Below are 16,046 nucleotides of genomic sequence, written 5' to 3' on the forward strand. Positions count from 1 at the left end.
GGGCCAAAGTAACTGATAGATCACTATCAAGCTTTATATACAAATTAATGTGGCATATCTGGTAAATTTAATACATTTTGTTCACCTATTAGGCTAGTAATAACAAAGATTTCAGCTTAGGATCGACGTTGAAAATAACATTATCAGTTACTGGAACATCGATTCCGGACACATTGTGGAGTAATCATGGGTATCAGAGCCATAATTGTAGATACAGCAGGTACAACAACCGATCTTAGCTTTATTAAGGACACGCTTTTTCCTTATTCAGCCAAGGCACTCCCAGATTTTCTAAAAGAAAATCAACACAATGTTTTAGTAGAAAACTGCATCTGTGATGTGAGAGATATCGCTCTAGAGCCTGATGCTTCACTTGAGCGAGTTGTCGAAATCCTACAGCAGTGGGTAGCCGAAGACAGAAAAGCCACGCCGCTTAAGACACTACAAGGCTTAATCTGGAAGCAAGGTTATGCCAAGGGAGAATTCACCGGTCATATCTTCCCTGATTTTATTCAGGCTATCGATGGCATTAAGCAGCAAAATATGCGTATTTACAGCTTCTCATCTGGCTCAGCTGAAGCCCAGAAGCTGCTGTTTGCTCACAGTGATGGCGGTGACCTAACTCCTAAGTTTGATGGTCACTTCGATACCCGTACTGGAAACAAGCTGTTCAAACAGGCTTACTGCAACATAATCAACACCATCAGCTTAGCGCCTAAGCAGGTTCTGTATATCTCTGATGTAGTAGAAGAACTTAAAGCGGCAGAAGAAGCAGGTATGCGCACTATTCAGATGGTTCGCTCTGATGATCAGCGTACAGGCAGCCACAAGCAGATCACTAGCTTCGCTGAGCTCAAATTCTAATTAACAGCATAAACTTTAAACAGGGTACTCAGCTTTGAGTGCCCTTTTTTACACCTGTTGTTCGCTTCCTGACATGCTGCTATGCTACTTCTCAAGTTAAACAAGCGTTTTAATAACGAGAGGCACCATGCTAGATAAGTTTATTGCAGAGAACCCTGTCTACACAGAGATCACCGTCGCCTGGGGCGAAATGGATGCCTTGCAGCACGTGAATAACGTGGCCTATTTCAGATATTTTGAGACAGCGAGGATCAACTTTTTTAGCCAGATAAACCTGATGGACCAGCTGCAAGCCACTCAAGTCGGTCCGGTACTGAGCGATAATAATGCCCGCTATAAACGCCCCGTCACCTTTCCCGACACCTTGTTAGTCGGTGTTAAAATCAGCGATATCAAGGCCGACCGTTTCATGATGAACTACACGGTTTTCAGCAAGGCTCAAGCGGCAATAACTACCTTAGGTAGCTCACAAGTGGTGATGTTTAACTTCAACACAGGCAAGAAAGCGACACTGGCCCCTGAATTACTCGATGCACTCAGGAGCTATGCTGAGGCATAACGAGAGTAATGACACCAGTATTCCTAAATTAGGGGCGAACAGCTAGATAAGCGGCTTAGATGTGAGCTAGCCTAGATCTAGTGGCTAGCTCTTGGTATGGACATGATTTTTTTATAGCTTCTTGTTAATAACTAAGCTTCTATAAACAACGAGCGCTAACTATTCTCCAGTCAGCGTTTCAAGTTTAGATTTAACCTCGGCTGAAATAGGCTGACTCTTTTCTATGCCGTAATCGTAATGCACCAGAGTCGTCTTAGCTTCTGCTGTCATCTTACCGCCCTGCCAGCTCTGCTGAGCCACCTCGAAGCTAGAATTTCCCACCCGGCTGATCCAAGTTTTTACCGATACCCTAGAACCATAATTCGTCGGCGAAGTATAAGCGATAGTAAAACCTGCCACTATCAGGTTCCACTGACTTAGGTCCAGGCTTGGATTGAAGATCTCGAATACCGGCTCACGTGCAGCCTCAAACCACACAGGAAGTACTGTGTTATTGATATGGCCCAGACCATCGGTCTCGTTGAATCTTGGTTGAATATCTAAGCTGAAAAAGGTCTCTGGCACGATAAATATCCTATTTTAATGGGGTGTTATTATTTTTATCCCACTGACGTTAACTGAGTTTTTATTAGGATTCAATCAATAGGCCGCTATAAGCTGGAATGCTGGAATGCTGGAATGCTGGAATGCTGGAATGCCGGAATGCTGGAATGCCGGAATGCTGGAATGCTGGAATGCTGGAATGCCGGAATGCCGGAATGCTGGACAAAATTAAAACTTGAAGCCCTGCATCCTTCAGAATTCTCAATCAAAAAAGGGATGCCTAAGCATCCCTTCATCATCACTAGAATCGATTTAACCTGAGTTTATCGACCATACATGGCACTGATTTCACTGGCATACTTATGATAAATCACCTTACGACGTAACTTCATGGTCGGCGTGATAAGACCCGCTTCCATAGAAAAGGCTTCCGGCAATAGAGTAAACTTCTTAATCTTCTCGAAGCCGGCTAGATCGCTCTGCAGTATCTTGAGGCGTTGCTCATAATGCTCAATAACTTGGCTGTGACGTAACAGATCCATGGGCGAATCATAATGCAGCCCTTGCTCTTTAGCCCAAGTCTCTAACGGCTGAAAGGCTGGCACGATCAAGGCGGTGACATAGTTCTTAGCATCGGCCACTATGGCTACTTGCTCGATGAAAGGACAACAAGCCAACTTACCTTCGACGCGCTGAGGAGCGATATACTTACCGTTCGAGGTCTTCATCAACTCCTTAATGCGGTCGGTGATAAACAGGTTGCCTTGCTCATCTATACGGCCTGCATCGCCGGTCTTCAACCAGCCATCTTCGAAGGTATCGGCAGTTTCTTGAGGGCGATTATAATAACCACGCATCACAGTATCGCCGCGCACTAAAATCTCGTTATCTTTACCTAGTTTTATCTCGACCTCAGGTATGACCTTGCCGTTAGAACCAGGCACGCGATTAGCTAAGGTATTACAGGTGGCTGTCGCCGTCGTTTCTGTCATGCCATAACCACACAACACAGGTACGTCGATGCTCTGGAAGAAAGCGCTTACGGTAGGATCCAGTGCCGCTCCACCTACAGGCATAAACTTGAGACGTCCGCCCAATACCTGCTTAAGCTTGCTAAACACTAGTTTATCGGCCAATTTCCATTGTAGGCTCAAACAAAATGATGCCTTCTCACGGCCCTGACCCACTTCAGATTGCCTATGACCCAGATTCATGGCCCATGCAAACAGCTTCTGACGGCTACTCGGCGCCTTAGAGACTGTATCCTGAACCGCGCTATACACCTTCTCTAAAAATCTTGGTACCACACAAAGCGTGTGTGGACGCACTTGGACTATGGCTTCTTTTACTGCCATAGGGTTATTCAGATAGACGTTATGGCCGCCACGACAAAGTACATAGAAGCTCCAACCGCGCTCAAACACATGGCTCAAAGGCAGGAAGGCCAGAGACACATCACCGGGAGTAAATGGCAGGAAGTTATCGTGCTGACGCACCATAGAGGCGATATTGCGATAATCCAACATCACGCCTTTTGGATCACCTGTCGTTCCAGAGGTATAGATCAGCGTAAGCAGATCGTCTAAGTTGGCCGCCTCCAGTCGCTTGTCCAACTCTATAAGCGTCTTTTCCGGATAAGTATCAGCAATAAGGTCATCGAAGTAATGATGGTTTTCATTGTCTTCTAGGGTGACACTCTTATCGAACACCACAACCTGTACTAGGCTGTTACAGACTTGGGTCAGTTTACAGGCCATCTCATAATGAGTTTGATCGCCAGCGAATATAAGTTTCGCCTCGGCATCATCGACAATATAACTGGCCTGGCCAAAGGTACTTGTCGGATAGATAGGTACCACAACGGCGCGAGTCTTAAGGCTGCCAATATCGGCACAGGTCCACTGAGGGCTGTTCTGGGCAAGTATGACCACGCGATCTTGAGCCTCGAAGCCAAAGTGAATCAAGGCTTGGGCTACCCGAGTGCTAATGCTATCGAAATTTCTCCAGCTCACCTGATACCATGGGGCCGCCATTTCATATCCTTCGAGTGCAATAGCATCGCCGAGTTGCAGGCTCTGCTGCTTGATTAAACGTGTTAAATGATACTGCTCGAGTGACATATATTTGGGGCCTTTTTAAGCGTACAGGTGTTCCTGTTTCGGGGCATTTTACGCGAATGCCCTAAGAAAAATAAGAGCAATTGCTCGGATTTTGTTAGTTCGACCACACATTTATCTAATCTGTGCAGCTAGACCAGATCGCCATTCCATAACTTTTTGCTTCCCCACCATATAGTTAGAATTGATATGCCAACTAGAGCCAGATCTCCCGCGAGCCATAGCCAAACGTCGGTTTCTTCGACAAATCCACGAAAACTGCTTGAAACCCAAGCCGAATTCGCAACAAATATCAGCATAATCATGGACAAGTGTAGTACCGTTTTACAGGCGCAGCCAAGCCCCAAGAGAAAGCCACAACTAAAGAAAGTGCTCAAAACTAGATGGAACCAGATGGCTAATGTAATTGCTGGATTGAATAAGGAAACCAGAGCTGCGGTAACTGCCATGATCAAGGTGAATAAGATTAACAAGTGAGTTTGAGAGCGATTAAACGCGTCTATCATTCCCTGCTTGCCACTAAACCCTGGCAGCATGAACAAGGTTTCTACCCCACGCCAACGCTGAATACGACTCCAATGCACTATAGTGCAAGCCATGCAGCTAAACTGCGCTAACATAAACAGAGCCGGGATCTGTAAACCCACCAGCTGAGCGAACGCCGCCACTATGAGTGTGATTATCGGCATGGTTATGATTAACAGGGCCAGCAAGGGACCCATAAAGAAATTAACCGGATGAAGATACTTTTCAAGCTTACGCAACAAGGGATAAGACTTAGCAGTAGGCAGCCAAACCCCTCCCATCTCCAGTGCGTTGAGATAGACAGATCTGGCATCCGGATGCCAACCGCTCACCGCAGATTTTTTCCATATAACCCAGACTAAAGCCAGGTTAGCAAGCGCCACAGCCGCCATCACCACAGGAGAGATATGTTCGTCAATTGAGTCTAGGAAGATTAAAAATAAATACAGCAAGATAGACAGATAAAAGACCCCCTTCTTTACTAGGCACAGATAGATAAAGCTCAAGCCTAAACCCGTTGCTAACAGTAATAAGCTAAATGCCCCCTCCACGCCTACCAGCATGCTGACTAGAGTGCCGATAGTAAATGAGCTCAGTAGCATCAAGCCACACTGAAAGAATATGTTGTGTCTATATTCTGGGATCAGTATCGACCACTCTGTCGCCGCCAACCGAATCAGCTGCCAGGCCACCGCCGCCGATACAGAGATCTGCATCATGCCTAGTATCATGGGAACTATCTCCAGCTTATCGAGTGCTATAAGTGGCACCAGCATCAATAAACCCAGTAGTGCGACCCCCATAAAGCTAGCACTACCATGATCGTAGAACCAGAAACGGCTCACACCAGCTAATCTACGTTGCAGCACACCCAACCGAGTCCCATTGTCACTCTTGGCCTGGATCAGCTCTGGGTTAGCGCTACTCATCTATGCAGCTCCATAAACAGCCGTTCTAGGTTCAGTGATTCAGCCGCCATATCTGGATACTTCACATCGCTGAAATTATCCACCAGCACCTTGTTACCCTGATGGTTGAGCACGTTTAGCCCTGTCGGGATATCTTCACCGTTTGCCAAGGTAAGCAGCTTGACCTCTTCGCGCACACTGTCCATCTCCTTAAACAGCACCAGCTCTCCTGACCTCATAAGTGCCAGATGACTGGCAACACGTTCCAGATCTGAGGTGATATGGGATGAGAACAGCACGGCTGAACCCGATTCAAGGGCAAGCTCGAACAGATCAGCCATAAATTTACGTCTGGCTATGGGATCTAGGCTAGCAACGGGCTCATCCAGAATCAGTAGCTTAGGTCGATAAGCCATGGCCATTATCAAGGCCAGAGACTGACGTTGACCCACAGACATGCGTTGAACTTGTTGTTTAGAATCTAGATCGAAGCGCTCAAGCCAGGTATTTTCAAGCTCCCTATCCCAGGCAGGATAGAAGCTTCTATGTAGCTCCAGAGCCCTAGAGACACTAAAGCCTTCATAACCGAAGGGCTGCTGTGGCACATAGCCTATCTGCGCCTTAGCCTCTGAGCTAAGTTGGTTAATCGGCTCACCTAAGGTGGTGATCTCGCCAGAGCTTGGCTCTATGATCCCAAGCGCACAGCGCATCAGGGTCGACTTTCCCGCGCCGTTTTTCCCTAATAAACCCACAAGCATGCCGGGAAACAATTTTATTGAGAGACCATTAATTGCAATCTTACCGACTCCATCTTTAACTGAAAAGTGTTTGCTGACCTTGTTAAACTCAAGAATCGGCGCTTGATTCATATCCATCTGTTCAATCCTTTGTACATATTTTTTGATTCTTCCATTACTACCAACAGCTATCGATAAGCTTGATTAGCTCATCACGACCTATGCCTAACTGTTTGGCCAGGGACACTAGCTCATCGACCTCAGGCTTAAGCAGCTGGGCACTCGAGGTTGTCTCGCTATGTTCACGTTTAGCCACCCTAGTTGCTTGACCACGACGCCTCTCCAGCCAGCCCTGCTCGACCAGAAGCTGTACCGCTCTGGAAACCGTCATAGGGTTTACCGACAGGTGCTCGGCCATCTTCCGCACCGAAGGCAGCACTTGTTCTGTTTCTAGTTGGCCACCCACAATCAAACGTACTATCTGTTCGCTCAACTGTCGATATATGGGTTCGCCACTACTGGGGTTGACATTTATTAGTTCTAACATTAGCCTTTAGACACTGTATTAATACATTGATACACCGAAACGTAATCTAGCATAGATTGAGTAATTTTCAAGAAAGGAATAACCAGTATGTTTCATGGAAAGCTAGACAGTTCTGAGACAAGAGAGGCGGTAGATATAATAAAGGGCAAGCCATTAATGGCGCTGCTTGGCACAATTGTTATCAGCAGCATGATTTTAAGCCTTCCCGCCTTCGCCTCTGCAGATACTAATAACAGCGAGAATAACACTGGGGCTCCAGCTAGCCAGAATGAGCAAACCTGCTACCTAGATGGTCTGTCTGAGCAAGTTAGCTGCGGTTTTATCACAGTGCCAGAGAATCCCACTAAGCCAGATGGTAAGCAGATAGAGATCCACTATGCTGTGCTGCCTGCGATAAAAAGCGATAATCATTCCCAAGCCTTTCTTGCCATCGCTGGGGGCCCAGGTCAATCGGCCATAGATAACGCCGCGGGCTTCAGCCAGATGTTCAGAAAAATACGTCAGAATAGGGATATATTACTCATAGACCAGCGTGGCACCGGCCGTTCTAACATCTTAAATTGCCAAGGAGACGGCTTAGAAAATGCCTTGGCCATTAACGAAGCTGATTTCGACGTGGCCACCGAGACTCAGGCCTGCCTGGATGAACTCGACGCCGATGTCACTCAATATGGCAGCCTGAATGCGCTGGATGATTTCGAAGCCGTGCGTAAGCATCTCGGCTATAAGAAACTAGATGTATATGGCATATCCTACGGCACTCGCATGGCTCAGCTGTATCTACGTTACTACCCTGAAGTACTATCGACTGTCACCATAGACGGCGTAGTGCCCATGCAACAGAGTGTACTGGCCATAGGCAATGCTATTAGCCGCGCCTTCGATTTATTAATCAAGGATTGCAACACCAACAAGCTCTGCGGCGCTCAGTTTCCCAACCTAAAAGCAGACTTAAGCCGTATCGATGCCAAGCTGGCCCTGGCGCCAATCGTCAGCCAGATTCGTGACCCCTTAACTGGCGAGGCAACCCAACTCACCATGACACGAGCCAAATTTATGGGAGCCATCAGAATGGCCCTGTATATGCCAAATGTTCGTGCGCTTATCCCACATGCAATCAGTGAGGCAGCTAAAGATAATTTCCAACCTATCTTAGGCCTGTATTCGCTCACAATTGATAGCACAGGTATCGCCATGGGCATGCATGCCTCGGTTATTTGTGGTGAAGATTGGCAACGCCTCACAACTGCCGAGCGAGACGACGCCAACCAGACCTATTTTGGCAGAGAGATGGTGACCACATTCGAACAATCCTGCGCCATCTGGAACATGCCAGCCGTGGATGCCGATTTTTCTGCCCCAATTAGCAGCGACATCCCCACCTTAGTGTTATCGGGAGAACTAGACCCAGCCACGCCGCCGAGCTGGGGGGAATTAGCCATGGAAAAACTCACTAATGCCAAACACTTTATCGCTCCCTACGCTACCCACGGAGTCGCCCATCAATCTTGTGGTAACGAGCTTATCGCAGAGCTAGTCGACACTGGCAGTGTGCAGGAGTTAGACGGCGAATGCTTGAACAAGGATGTGAGTCGTAATTTTTACCTCAATGCCAGTACAGTCGAGGCCATCCCCGCCCCGGAACATAAACAAGATCCCATACAAGAGCCAAAGCAAGCCATAGCCCAAGGAGCGAGCCATGATTAAAGTATCTAATCTATCTAAGCATATCGGAGAGGTTCAGGCATTGGATGATCTGAGCTTCGAGGCCAAAAATGGCCAAATAACCGGACTGCTTGGCCCTAATGGTGCCGGCAAGACTACCTGCCTGAGAACCATTTTCGGTCTACTCCAGGCCGATAAAGGTATCGCCGAGATAGATGGCATCGACGTGGCTAAATATCCTATCGAAGCCAAACAGCAGTTAGGACTATTTCCGGATCCCTTCGGGCTCTATGAAAGGCTGACACCGAGAGAGTATGTGAGTTATTTTGCCGAGCTCAATGGCTTATCACGTAATGACGCCAAGACAGCCACCGCTAAGGTACTCAGCCAGCTGCATATGGATGATATTGCCGACCGTCGCTGTAAAGGTTTCTCCCAAGGCCAACGCATGAAGACGGCATTGGCTCAGGCCATAGTCCACCAGCCAACTAACATCATACTCGACGAGCCTACGCGGGGCTTAGATGTGATGAGTACCCGAGTACTGAGAGATCTATTGAGAGAGCTTAAGGAGCATGGGCACTGCGTCTTGTTCTCTAGCCATGTGATGCAGGAAGTTGCCGCACTTTGTGATCAGGTTATTGTAATGGCAGACGGTAAAGTCGTTGCCATAGGTAGCCCAGATGAGCTGTGTCGACAGACAGGTAAAGATTCTCTGGAAGACGCGTTTATCCAGCTTATTGGAACAGATGAGGGAATCGCAGCATGATGAACTTGGTAATAAATAACCAGCAGGATGCACACTTTCAATGCCAGCTTATCGGCACAGATGAGGGGATCGCAGCATGATGAGCAAGATAATGACCATGGTTCGCAAGGAACTTATCGATGCCGCCAGAGACAAGCGCTCTGTTATGGCCGGACTCTATTACGCTATCGGTACGCCTCTGATGATGTGTGGCATGTTTATGCTACTCATAGGCCAGATGTCGAGCCCGAAAGATCTCAACATCAAGATAGACAATATTGATAACGCCCCAGATCTCGTCAAGTACCTATCCAGCCAAGGTATCACCCATGGTGATAGTCACAGTACTGATGACCAAGGTGAGCCCCTGGATGTGAAAGATATCCGTCTGGTGATCAGCGAAGATTATGCCGCACAGATGGCTAAAGGTCTCAGCGCAGAAGTCACACTTATCGCCGATAACTCTAACGAAAAACTGCAAAACTCTATTCGTCGTCTCGAGCGTAACCTGCGGACTTATAGCGCAGAAATGGGCAGCTTACGCTTGATAGCCAGAGGCATAGATCCACGTGTAGTGCAGCCGATTAAGGTGAAAATAGAAGATCAAGCCACAGCAGATTCCAAGGGCGGAGTCATCTTAGGTGTCGCTACCATGACCATGATCTACGCGGTATTTATCTCGGGTATGAACTTAGCCATAGATACCAGTGCCGGCGAGCGAGAGCGTAATTCATTAGCCTTGCTACTCAGTCATCCGGTATCGACCCGTAGCATAGTTCTGGCCAAAGTATTTGCTGTTACTGTGTTCGCCATGTTGGGTCTACTGTTAACCCTGATCATCTCCAAAATATCCTATGCCTATGTCCCCTGGCATGAGCTTGGATTTACGGTCAACATAAGCACAGACTTCATCCTGCTCATGCTATTGATTGGCTTACCCATAGCCATGATGGCCGCCAGCCTACAACTCTTCGTCTCCTTTATGGCCAAGAGCTTTAAAGAGGCTCAGTCCTATCTGACCTTAGTACTCATAGTTCCCATGATGCTATCTATGGCTGCCAGCTACAATATAGCCCCGGAAACCTTACAGTGGCTCCCCGTCTCTGGGCAGCAACAGGCACTGATCGCCTTTATTAAAGGACGAGAAATCCCCATGTTACAGCTAGTGCTGTCTTCGGTAGTGACCTTAATCATCGCCTTAGGCCTGACTTTCGCCATGGAGAGATCACTCAAGAGCGAGAAGATAGTCTTCGGTTTGTAGCGAATAGCGGCTTCTAGTTCTGACACAAGAAAGTCGCGAGTTTAAGATATAGCGAAGAAGGGTACTAGTGAGTGCCCTTCTTTAATATCTGACAAATAAAAGTTTCAACATCCAAGTTTTATTTCTACTTTCTAGCTTAACATTGCAATCTTGGCGACGTACGCAGGTATTCCCATCTGCTTGCGTTTACGATATACAGCTGAAGCAGTATTTCCCAAAAATTTAGCTAAATCGGGATCTGACATGGTTCCCAGCTTAGCTATAGCCTTAGGATTAGACCAAGTGCCTTTGTGAGGACTCGACCAGATAGGAATATTGAGCTGAACACGTTTTTTTGAGACCACATTCGGCGTCACTTTTAATTGATAAGCCAGGCGCTCATCAGCCATTGTACCTAGCAAGGCTAAACGTTTTTTAGTCCAAATAAACTTCTTTTGACTTAATAGTGGCTTGATATTGATTTCAATTCTTTTGTTACGTACCACAGTAGAGCTCACCCCTAGTCTTCTTGCCGTCTCAGGATCCGATAATCTGCCTAGCATAATTAACTCACTATTTAACCAACATCGTGGACCGTGATGCTCTGGAATATGAAGCGACTCACGCTTATCTCTCACCTTAGAAACATCACAGTTCCATGCCTGAGCTAGGGCAAGATCTTCGCTACGACCTAATCCCTTCAATTTAAACTCATTCCAATCAACCTCTTTTACTCGCACATAAGGCTTTATATGCAAGGCTTCTCGACGATATTTCACACTCGAAGCACTCACCTTCATTATTTTACCTAAATCGAGATCACTCACCTTACCTAACATAGCTTCTTGTTCTAACTTCCATTCGATTTGATTACTTCTAGGAAGCCGTTGAGCTGGCGCCAGCCCCCGAAATAACCGATTAACTCTTATAGGCCAGCGACCAATACTGAACTCATGTGTAAGTTCGACATCTGTTTTGATGCCTAACAATTTAATCGCCGCTTTAGGTATACAAGGCGGCGATGGCGGATCAATTGCATTTAATGCAGGAATCGAGAGTAGCAGTCGCTTCAAATAGACCGAAGCAACACAGATTTCAAAATATTCTGCAAAATCCTTATCCGAGATCTCTCCTAAATTATCCAGCATATGCTCAGTCCATTGAATAGTGGCACTACGGCGGAAAGGGTCGACACTTAATTGATAACGTCGGTGTGTTACCTGAAGTTGATTAAGATTGAGTTGATCTGCAATAATATTATCGAAATCAGTACCTAAGAGAAGGTCTTCCTCCGGTAACCAGCAATGTTGCTTGCTACCTGATCGCGATAACTCAAATATTAACGGTACAAAAGCAGATATTTTTAATTTATCTCTACGAGCGTTAACGATTGAACGGCTCGTGCCAATCAGCCTAGCCAATTTAGTATCAGGCATAGTGCCTAACAAGCCATCAGACTCTTCTCCCCAATCAAAACTCTGCCGCTCAATTGCTGCCAAAACAGTAGGAATATTGTGAATAACGCGAAGATCACGCACTTGGTAAGGGCGCACACCGAAGGCTGCCGCAACTTTAAAGTCACTAATAGAACCCAATGCGGCCAATAGCTCAGGAGATGGATGAGTAATACTTTGCATACCAAGCCGCCAATATATGATTTATTACATAGATGTAGATTAGGCTAGAGTTCAATAAATCACCGTGAAATTTGCAATTTTAATTAATGAAATATTTATTAAACTAAGTGACTCCATTCCCTTCTTTACAACTTACCTAGCTCTGCTCTCAACGTTAACAGCAAGCATGGGTATTAAACTTCTCTCTGTATGCTCTGGGACTGAGACTCGTCAACTGAATAAACAGCTTTCTAAATGAACTCACATCTTCGTAGCCAACCCGGCCTACTATCTGCTCTAGGGCAAGTTCGGTGGTTTCGAGTAATCGTTTAGCCTCATCCACGCGTAAGCGCTGCATATAGCTGGCTGGCGTCTCATTGATCGCCTTCTTGAAGCGCCTGATCATGGTGCGTTTACCCACAGCAAATTTATCGGCTATATCATCAAGCAATAAACTCTGCCCTATATGTGCCTGCATCCAATTTTGGATCTTAGTCACCAACTCATCTTGGTGATTATTAGCTCCAATGGATAGATCCATGGACATGAAGGCCTGCTGTGAGGTTCGATTGGGATCTATCAGTAAGATTTTGGCCATCTGATGGGCTATCTGCTCACCGGCAAGAATGCCTATCAGGTGAAGTGCCAGACTCAGGTTCGAAGTTGTCGCTCCGGCGGTATGAATGTGCTCGTCGGAGATGACCAGTTTATCCATACAGAGATTAACATCAGGAAAGTTTCGCTGGAACATCTCCTTTAACCACCAAACCGTGGTAGCCCTACGACCATTGAGCACACCTGAAGCGGCTAACATCAAGGTGCCGGAGCAATAAGCCGCTACGGGTTTGCCACTGGCTGCGAACACTCTCAAGGGTTCAAATAGAGGTTCAAACTCATTAAGGTAGAGTTGAAAATCCTCTCTACTGGTCACAAAGGCTGATGCAAGAATAACCGCATCGGCTTGCAGAATATCTTCTGCTTTATCCAGGCCTATGGTGGGGATCTGAATATTTTGATTAGTATTCACTGGCAGACCATCATATGAAACCACATGACAATGAAACAGGTCTTCCTTCGCATCTGGATTAATACGTCGCCAGTAAGCATTGCAGAAACTAAACACGTCGAGAAAACCGAAAATACCACCGGCAACAACATTACCTGCAGCCAATATCGTGATCTGCTTCATTTTAGTTTCTCCTCAAATTACAACATCGCTCGGCAATAACAAAAGATCGTCACGAAGAAACAGCATGAAACACTCGCTAAAAGACGATGCCAAAAATACAAACTGTCACTTTTAACCTTTATTTTGTCAATAATGACACTTTATAAGGCTTTGTCTAGTTTTTATACTGAGATAACACTGAGAACTTGCAAGGAAAGCTTCTATTGAAGCACCTAGGTCTTGGTGAGAATTATCATTTTGGCGTAATAAATAGATGTGATGAATTGACCTAATTAACAGGAGTAAATAATGTCTCAATCGAATAAGCAGCTGGTGATGAGTCTAAGTTACCTTGGAATAAGCTGGGCACTGCTATTTTGGCTACATTTCAGCACCGAGCCCAATATATTTGCTCACTTGGTGGCGATACCCAGCTTACTCATGTTTACCGGGTATAGCGCTTACCAAATCAATAAAAATGGAGCCTAGGGAAATAATACTTTCCCTAGGAGACTAGATTTTAAACTGCTGAACAAGACGCTGCAGCTCTTTGGCCATCTCGGCTAAGCGCTCACTCTCGGTAGAGGTTGAGTTAGCACCTTCGGCGGCTTCTTCGGCGGCATGATTGATATTAACGATATTAGCGTTAATCTCTTCAGATACTGCCGATTGCTCCTCTGCCGCTGTGGCTATCTGAGTATTCATATCTGTAATGGTACCGATAGATTGAGTGATCATCTGCAACGCCTCACCGGCAGATTTAGCGTGACTCACACTGTCATCGGCATACTTTCGGCTATCCGACATGACACTCACGGCAGTTTTAGCTCCGCCTTGCAGCTTCTCAATCATGGCCTGGATCTCTTCGGTAGACTCTTGGGTACGGCTAGCTAAAGTACGAACTTCATCGGCAACCACGGCAAAGCCCCTTCCCTGCTCACCCGCTCTAGCAGCCTCGATGGCCGCATTTAATGCAAGCAAGTTGGTCTGCTCGGCAATGCCTTTAATTACATCGAGAATAGTGCCTATTTGATTACTGTCTTTCTCTAAACTTTGTATCACTTCGGCAGCGCTTTCTATCTCGGCGGCTAAGCCAACTATGGTTTCCACGGTATTGTTGACGACTTGCATTCCCTCTTTAGATTGAAGATCGGTCTGATTGGCAGCATCGGCGGCATCATTAGCATTCTTAGCCACCTCAACAACCGTTGCCGTCATCTCATTCATCGCAGTGGCAACCATATCCAGCTCATGTCTCTGCCCCTGAACTGAAGCGGCTGTCTCAGAGGTAACCTTCGCCATGCCTTGTGCCGACAGAGCCAGTTGTTTCGAGGTATCCGAGACGCTAATGATACTGCTTTGAAATTTATCCAGCATCAGATTAAATGCCCTGGAAAGAGCGGCGAATTCGTCCTTGCTTTGGATTTCTATGCGGCGAGTTAGATCTGCGTTGCTCTCTATCTCATTGATGGAGCGGGTCAAGGTTCGCACCGAATCTAAAATGGTTCGCCCAACAAAGAAGAGCAGCAGACCACCAAACAAAAAAGAGGCTATGATGATTAATACTAGCTGCTGTTTCATCTCAGCCATGGAAGAGATTGCAGCTTGCTGTATCTCCTCTCTGACACCTTCCTCCGCTGTAACTAGCGATTTAAAACTTATTCTTGCCTTACTAGCGAAAGGGCTCGCTCCTTTACGATATGAAATCCATGCCCCTTGTAAAACTTCCGGAGTACGATCAACAGATTTAAGCTGTAACATTCGAGCACGGCCATCCTCTAAAAATGCTTTTGTCGCTTGCTTAGAGGGGGCTATCAACTGATTAAGCCGGCTCCTAGCCTCTTTGTCAGAAACCAGTCTTACAGAAGCTTCAAGATTATCGAAATGGCTATAGATAGCACGGATGCGAGTATCTAACAGAGAGTAGTTTTTATCAAAATCGTCTCCAAGCATGATGCTACGAGATAGGCGAGAGACATAATTTATGTCGCGGCTAATAAATAAGATGTACTTTTGGCTGCTCACCGCTGCTTGATCATATTCCTCAAATTTCTCTGCTACAAAGTTAGTATTCATTAAGACATCGACCAATATGGTGAGCCCAGCCAAGCCAAAAACCAACATCACAGCCATCAACTTACGCTTGATACTCCATGAAGATAAAAACCCCATCCCTCTCTCCTCAGCACTAATTACCAATCAATATAATTTCGACCTAATAAAGTATAGGTCATCATTTGATCCATAAGAGTAGAACAAGTGAGCTAAAACACTAGGTGACAAATAATACTTAATGCTTAAATTCTTAAAGGTTACGAAAAACCTACAGCAGACAATAAAAAAATCAGCAAGAGCCGGGCTCTTAGTAAGCTAAGTTAAAAACCTATTTGTTTAGCCTTAGGAAGGAATAGTTTGGTGACAGATTCAGCACATTCGATGTTGAATATGGAGTCCGTTCATTAAGTCTATGCAATAGGGAATCGCTGGGGTAGATAGAGAGCGCATCAAGACGATCTTAACTTTCAAGATATGCTACTTGGCCTTTGACTGAATGGTTTGATCACAGACTCATCGCATTCGATGTTGAATATGGATTCGGTTCATTAGGTCTATGCAATAGGGAATCGCAGGGCAAGATAGAGAGCGCATCGAGACGCTCTTAACTTTCAAGATATGCTACTTAGCCTTTGGACGGAATGGTTTCATAACTGATTCATCACATTCGATGTTGAATATGGATTCGGTTCATTAGGTCTATGCAATAGGGAATCGCAGGGCAAGATAGAGAGCGCATCGAGACGCTCTTAAC

15 protein-coding genes are annotated in these 16,046 nt (G+C 46.1%); 7 read left to right on the forward strand and 8 right to left on the reverse strand.

Annotated features, from left to right (window positions below):
- The first annotated feature begins 186 nt into the window (after positions 1 to 186).
- Positions 187 to 864, forward strand: coding sequence for an acireductone synthase (gene mtnC / locus SVI_RS20305; RefSeq protein ID WP_013053539.1), 678 nt, complete (start codon positions 187 to 189; stop codon positions 862 to 864).
- A gap of 127 nt (positions 865 to 991) precedes the next feature.
- Positions 992 to 1,423 (forward strand): acyl-CoA thioesterase, encoded by a 432-nt coding sequence (locus SVI_RS20310; protein WP_013053540.1) that lies wholly within the window; start codon positions 992 to 994, stop codon positions 1,421 to 1,423.
- A gap of 159 nt (positions 1,424 to 1,582) precedes the next feature.
- Here SVI_RS20310 and SVI_RS20315 read toward each other — a convergent pair whose 3' ends face one another.
- Positions 1,583 to 1,987 carry an acyl-CoA thioesterase gene (locus tag SVI_RS20315; protein WP_013053541.1) on the reverse strand — a complete coding sequence of 135 codons (405 nt, stop codon included), beginning with the start codon at positions 1,985 to 1,987 and terminating at the stop codon, positions 1,583 to 1,585.
- Between the two features lie 114 nt (positions 1,988 to 2,101).
- Between SVI_RS20315 and SVI_RS21725 the strand changes: the two genes are divergently transcribed.
- A complete protein-coding gene (locus SVI_RS21725; RefSeq protein ID WP_013053542.1) occupies positions 2,102 to 2,287 on the forward strand; it encodes a hypothetical protein in 186 nt (61 codons plus the stop codon).
- Positions 2,288 to 2,289: 2 nt separating this feature from the next.
- Here the strand turns inward: SVI_RS21725 and SVI_RS20325 are convergent, their stop codons facing one another.
- From SVI_RS20325 to SVI_RS20340, 4 genes are all read right to left on the reverse strand, one after another.
- Positions 2,290 to 4,086, reverse strand: a complete 1,797-nt coding sequence (locus tag SVI_RS20325; RefSeq protein WP_013053543.1) for an AMP-dependent synthetase/ligase — start codon at positions 4,084 to 4,086, stop codon at positions 2,290 to 2,292.
- Between the two features lie 128 nt (positions 4,087 to 4,214).
- Positions 4,215 to 5,537: a hypothetical protein gene (locus SVI_RS20330; RefSeq protein WP_013053544.1), complete on the reverse strand. Its 1,323-nt coding sequence runs from the start codon at positions 5,535 to 5,537 to the stop codon at positions 4,215 to 4,217.
- Complete coding sequence (locus tag SVI_RS20335) at positions 5,534 to 6,391, reverse strand: ABC transporter ATP-binding protein (protein ID WP_013053545.1); 858 nt, start codon at positions 6,389 to 6,391, stop codon at positions 5,534 to 5,536. Before SVI_RS20335 ends, SVI_RS20330 begins: the two co-directional genes overlap by 4 nt.
- A 40-nt stretch (positions 6,392 to 6,431) precedes the next feature.
- Positions 6,432 to 6,800 carry a GntR family transcriptional regulator gene (locus tag SVI_RS20340; protein WP_013053546.1) on the reverse strand — a complete coding sequence of 123 codons (369 nt, stop codon included), beginning with the start codon at positions 6,798 to 6,800 and terminating at the stop codon, positions 6,432 to 6,434.
- A gap of 87 nt (positions 6,801 to 6,887) precedes the next feature.
- On the opposite strand from SVI_RS20340, the gene SVI_RS20345 reads away from it, so the two are divergent.
- From SVI_RS20345 to SVI_RS20355, 3 genes are all read left to right on the forward strand, one after another.
- Positions 6,888 to 8,507 (forward strand): alpha/beta hydrolase, encoded by a 1,620-nt coding sequence (locus SVI_RS20345; RefSeq protein WP_013053547.1) that lies wholly within the window; start codon positions 6,888 to 6,890, stop codon positions 8,505 to 8,507.
- Entirely contained in the window at positions 8,500 to 9,234 is a 735-nt protein-coding gene (locus SVI_RS20350; protein WP_013053548.1) for an ABC transporter ATP-binding protein, read from the forward strand. Before SVI_RS20345 ends, SVI_RS20350 begins: the two co-directional genes overlap by 8 nt.
- A 79-nt stretch (positions 9,235 to 9,313) precedes the next feature.
- The gene (locus SVI_RS20355; RefSeq protein ID WP_041420494.1) at positions 9,314 to 10,474 is read left to right on the forward strand and encodes an ABC transporter permease; all 1,161 of its coding nucleotides are present in this window, start codon (positions 9,314 to 9,316) and stop codon (positions 10,472 to 10,474) included.
- Positions 10,475 to 10,605: 131 nt separating this feature from the next.
- Here SVI_RS20355 and SVI_RS20360 read toward each other — a convergent pair whose 3' ends face one another.
- Together SVI_RS20360 and SVI_RS20365 are read right to left on the reverse strand one after the other, a co-directional pair.
- The gene (locus SVI_RS20360; protein WP_013053550.1) at positions 10,606 to 12,090 is read right to left on the reverse strand and encodes a hypothetical protein; all 1,485 of its coding nucleotides are present in this window, start codon (positions 12,088 to 12,090) and stop codon (positions 10,606 to 10,608) included.
- Positions 12,091 to 12,244: 154 nt separating this feature from the next.
- Positions 12,245 to 13,258 carry a GlxA family transcriptional regulator gene (locus SVI_RS20365; protein ID WP_013053551.1) on the reverse strand — a complete coding sequence of 338 codons (1,014 nt, stop codon included), beginning with the start codon at positions 13,256 to 13,258 and terminating at the stop codon, positions 12,245 to 12,247.
- 288 nt (positions 13,259 to 13,546) lie between these two features.
- Between SVI_RS20365 and SVI_RS20370 the strand changes: the two genes are divergently transcribed.
- Positions 13,547 to 13,726, forward strand: coding sequence for a hypothetical protein (locus SVI_RS20370; RefSeq protein ID WP_013053552.1), 180 nt, complete (start codon positions 13,547 to 13,549; stop codon positions 13,724 to 13,726).
- A 24-nt stretch (positions 13,727 to 13,750) separates the two neighbouring features.
- On the opposite strand, the gene SVI_RS20375 is transcribed toward SVI_RS20370, so the two are convergent.
- A complete protein-coding gene (locus SVI_RS20375) occupies positions 13,751 to 15,409 on the reverse strand; it encodes a methyl-accepting chemotaxis protein (RefSeq protein ID WP_041420138.1) in 1,659 nt (552 codons plus the stop codon).
- Positions 15,410 to 16,046: the final 637 nt, after the last annotated feature.

Source organism: Shewanella violacea DSS12, assembly GCF_000091325.1.
GTDB classification, from domain to species: domain Bacteria; phylum Pseudomonadota; class Gammaproteobacteria; order Enterobacterales; family Shewanellaceae; genus Shewanella; species Shewanella violacea.

What these genes read in the sequence shown, in the direction of transcription:
- SVI_RS20360 (WP_013053550.1), bottom strand. Translation starts at nt 12,090, where the DNA reads ATGCAAAGTATTACTCATCCATCTCCTGAGCTATTGGCCGCATTGGGT.
- SVI_RS20365 (WP_013053551.1), bottom strand. Translation starts at nt 13,258, where the DNA reads ATGAAGCAGATCACGATATTGGCTGCAGGTAATGTTGTTGCCGGTGGT.
- SVI_RS21725 (WP_013053542.1), top strand. Translation starts at nt 2,102, where the DNA reads ATGCTGGAATGCTGGAATGCCGGAATGCTGGAATGCCGGAATGCTGGA.
- SVI_RS20340 (WP_013053546.1), bottom strand. Translation starts at nt 6,800, where the DNA reads ATGTTAGAACTAATAAATGTCAACCCCAGTAGTGGCGAACCCATATAT.
- mtnC (WP_013053539.1), top strand. Translation starts at nt 187, where the DNA reads ATGGGTATCAGAGCCATAATTGTAGATACAGCAGGTACAACAACCGAT.
- SVI_RS20310 (WP_013053540.1), top strand. Translation starts at nt 992, where the DNA reads ATGCTAGATAAGTTTATTGCAGAGAACCCTGTCTACACAGAGATCACC.
- SVI_RS20350 (WP_013053548.1), top strand. Translation starts at nt 8,500, where the DNA reads ATGATTAAAGTATCTAATCTATCTAAGCATATCGGAGAGGTTCAGGCA.
- SVI_RS20345 (WP_013053547.1), top strand. Translation starts at nt 6,888, where the DNA reads ATGTTTCATGGAAAGCTAGACAGTTCTGAGACAAGAGAGGCGGTAGAT.
- SVI_RS20355 (WP_041420494.1), top strand. Translation starts at nt 9,314, where the DNA reads ATGAGCAAGATAATGACCATGGTTCGCAAGGAACTTATCGATGCCGCC.
- SVI_RS20330 (WP_013053544.1), bottom strand. Translation starts at nt 5,537, where the DNA reads ATGAGTAGCGCTAACCCAGAGCTGATCCAGGCCAAGAGTGACAATGGG.
- SVI_RS20370 (WP_013053552.1), top strand. Translation starts at nt 13,547, where the DNA reads ATGTCTCAATCGAATAAGCAGCTGGTGATGAGTCTAAGTTACCTTGGA.
- SVI_RS20325 (WP_013053543.1), bottom strand. Translation starts at nt 4,086, where the DNA reads ATGTCACTCGAGCAGTATCATTTAACACGTTTAATCAAGCAGCAGAGC.
- SVI_RS20375 (WP_041420138.1), bottom strand. Translation starts at nt 15,409, where the DNA reads ATGGGGTTTTTATCTTCATGGAGTATCAAGCGTAAGTTGATGGCTGTG.
- SVI_RS20335 (WP_013053545.1), bottom strand. Translation starts at nt 6,391, where the DNA reads ATGGATATGAATCAAGCGCCGATTCTTGAGTTTAACAAGGTCAGCAAA.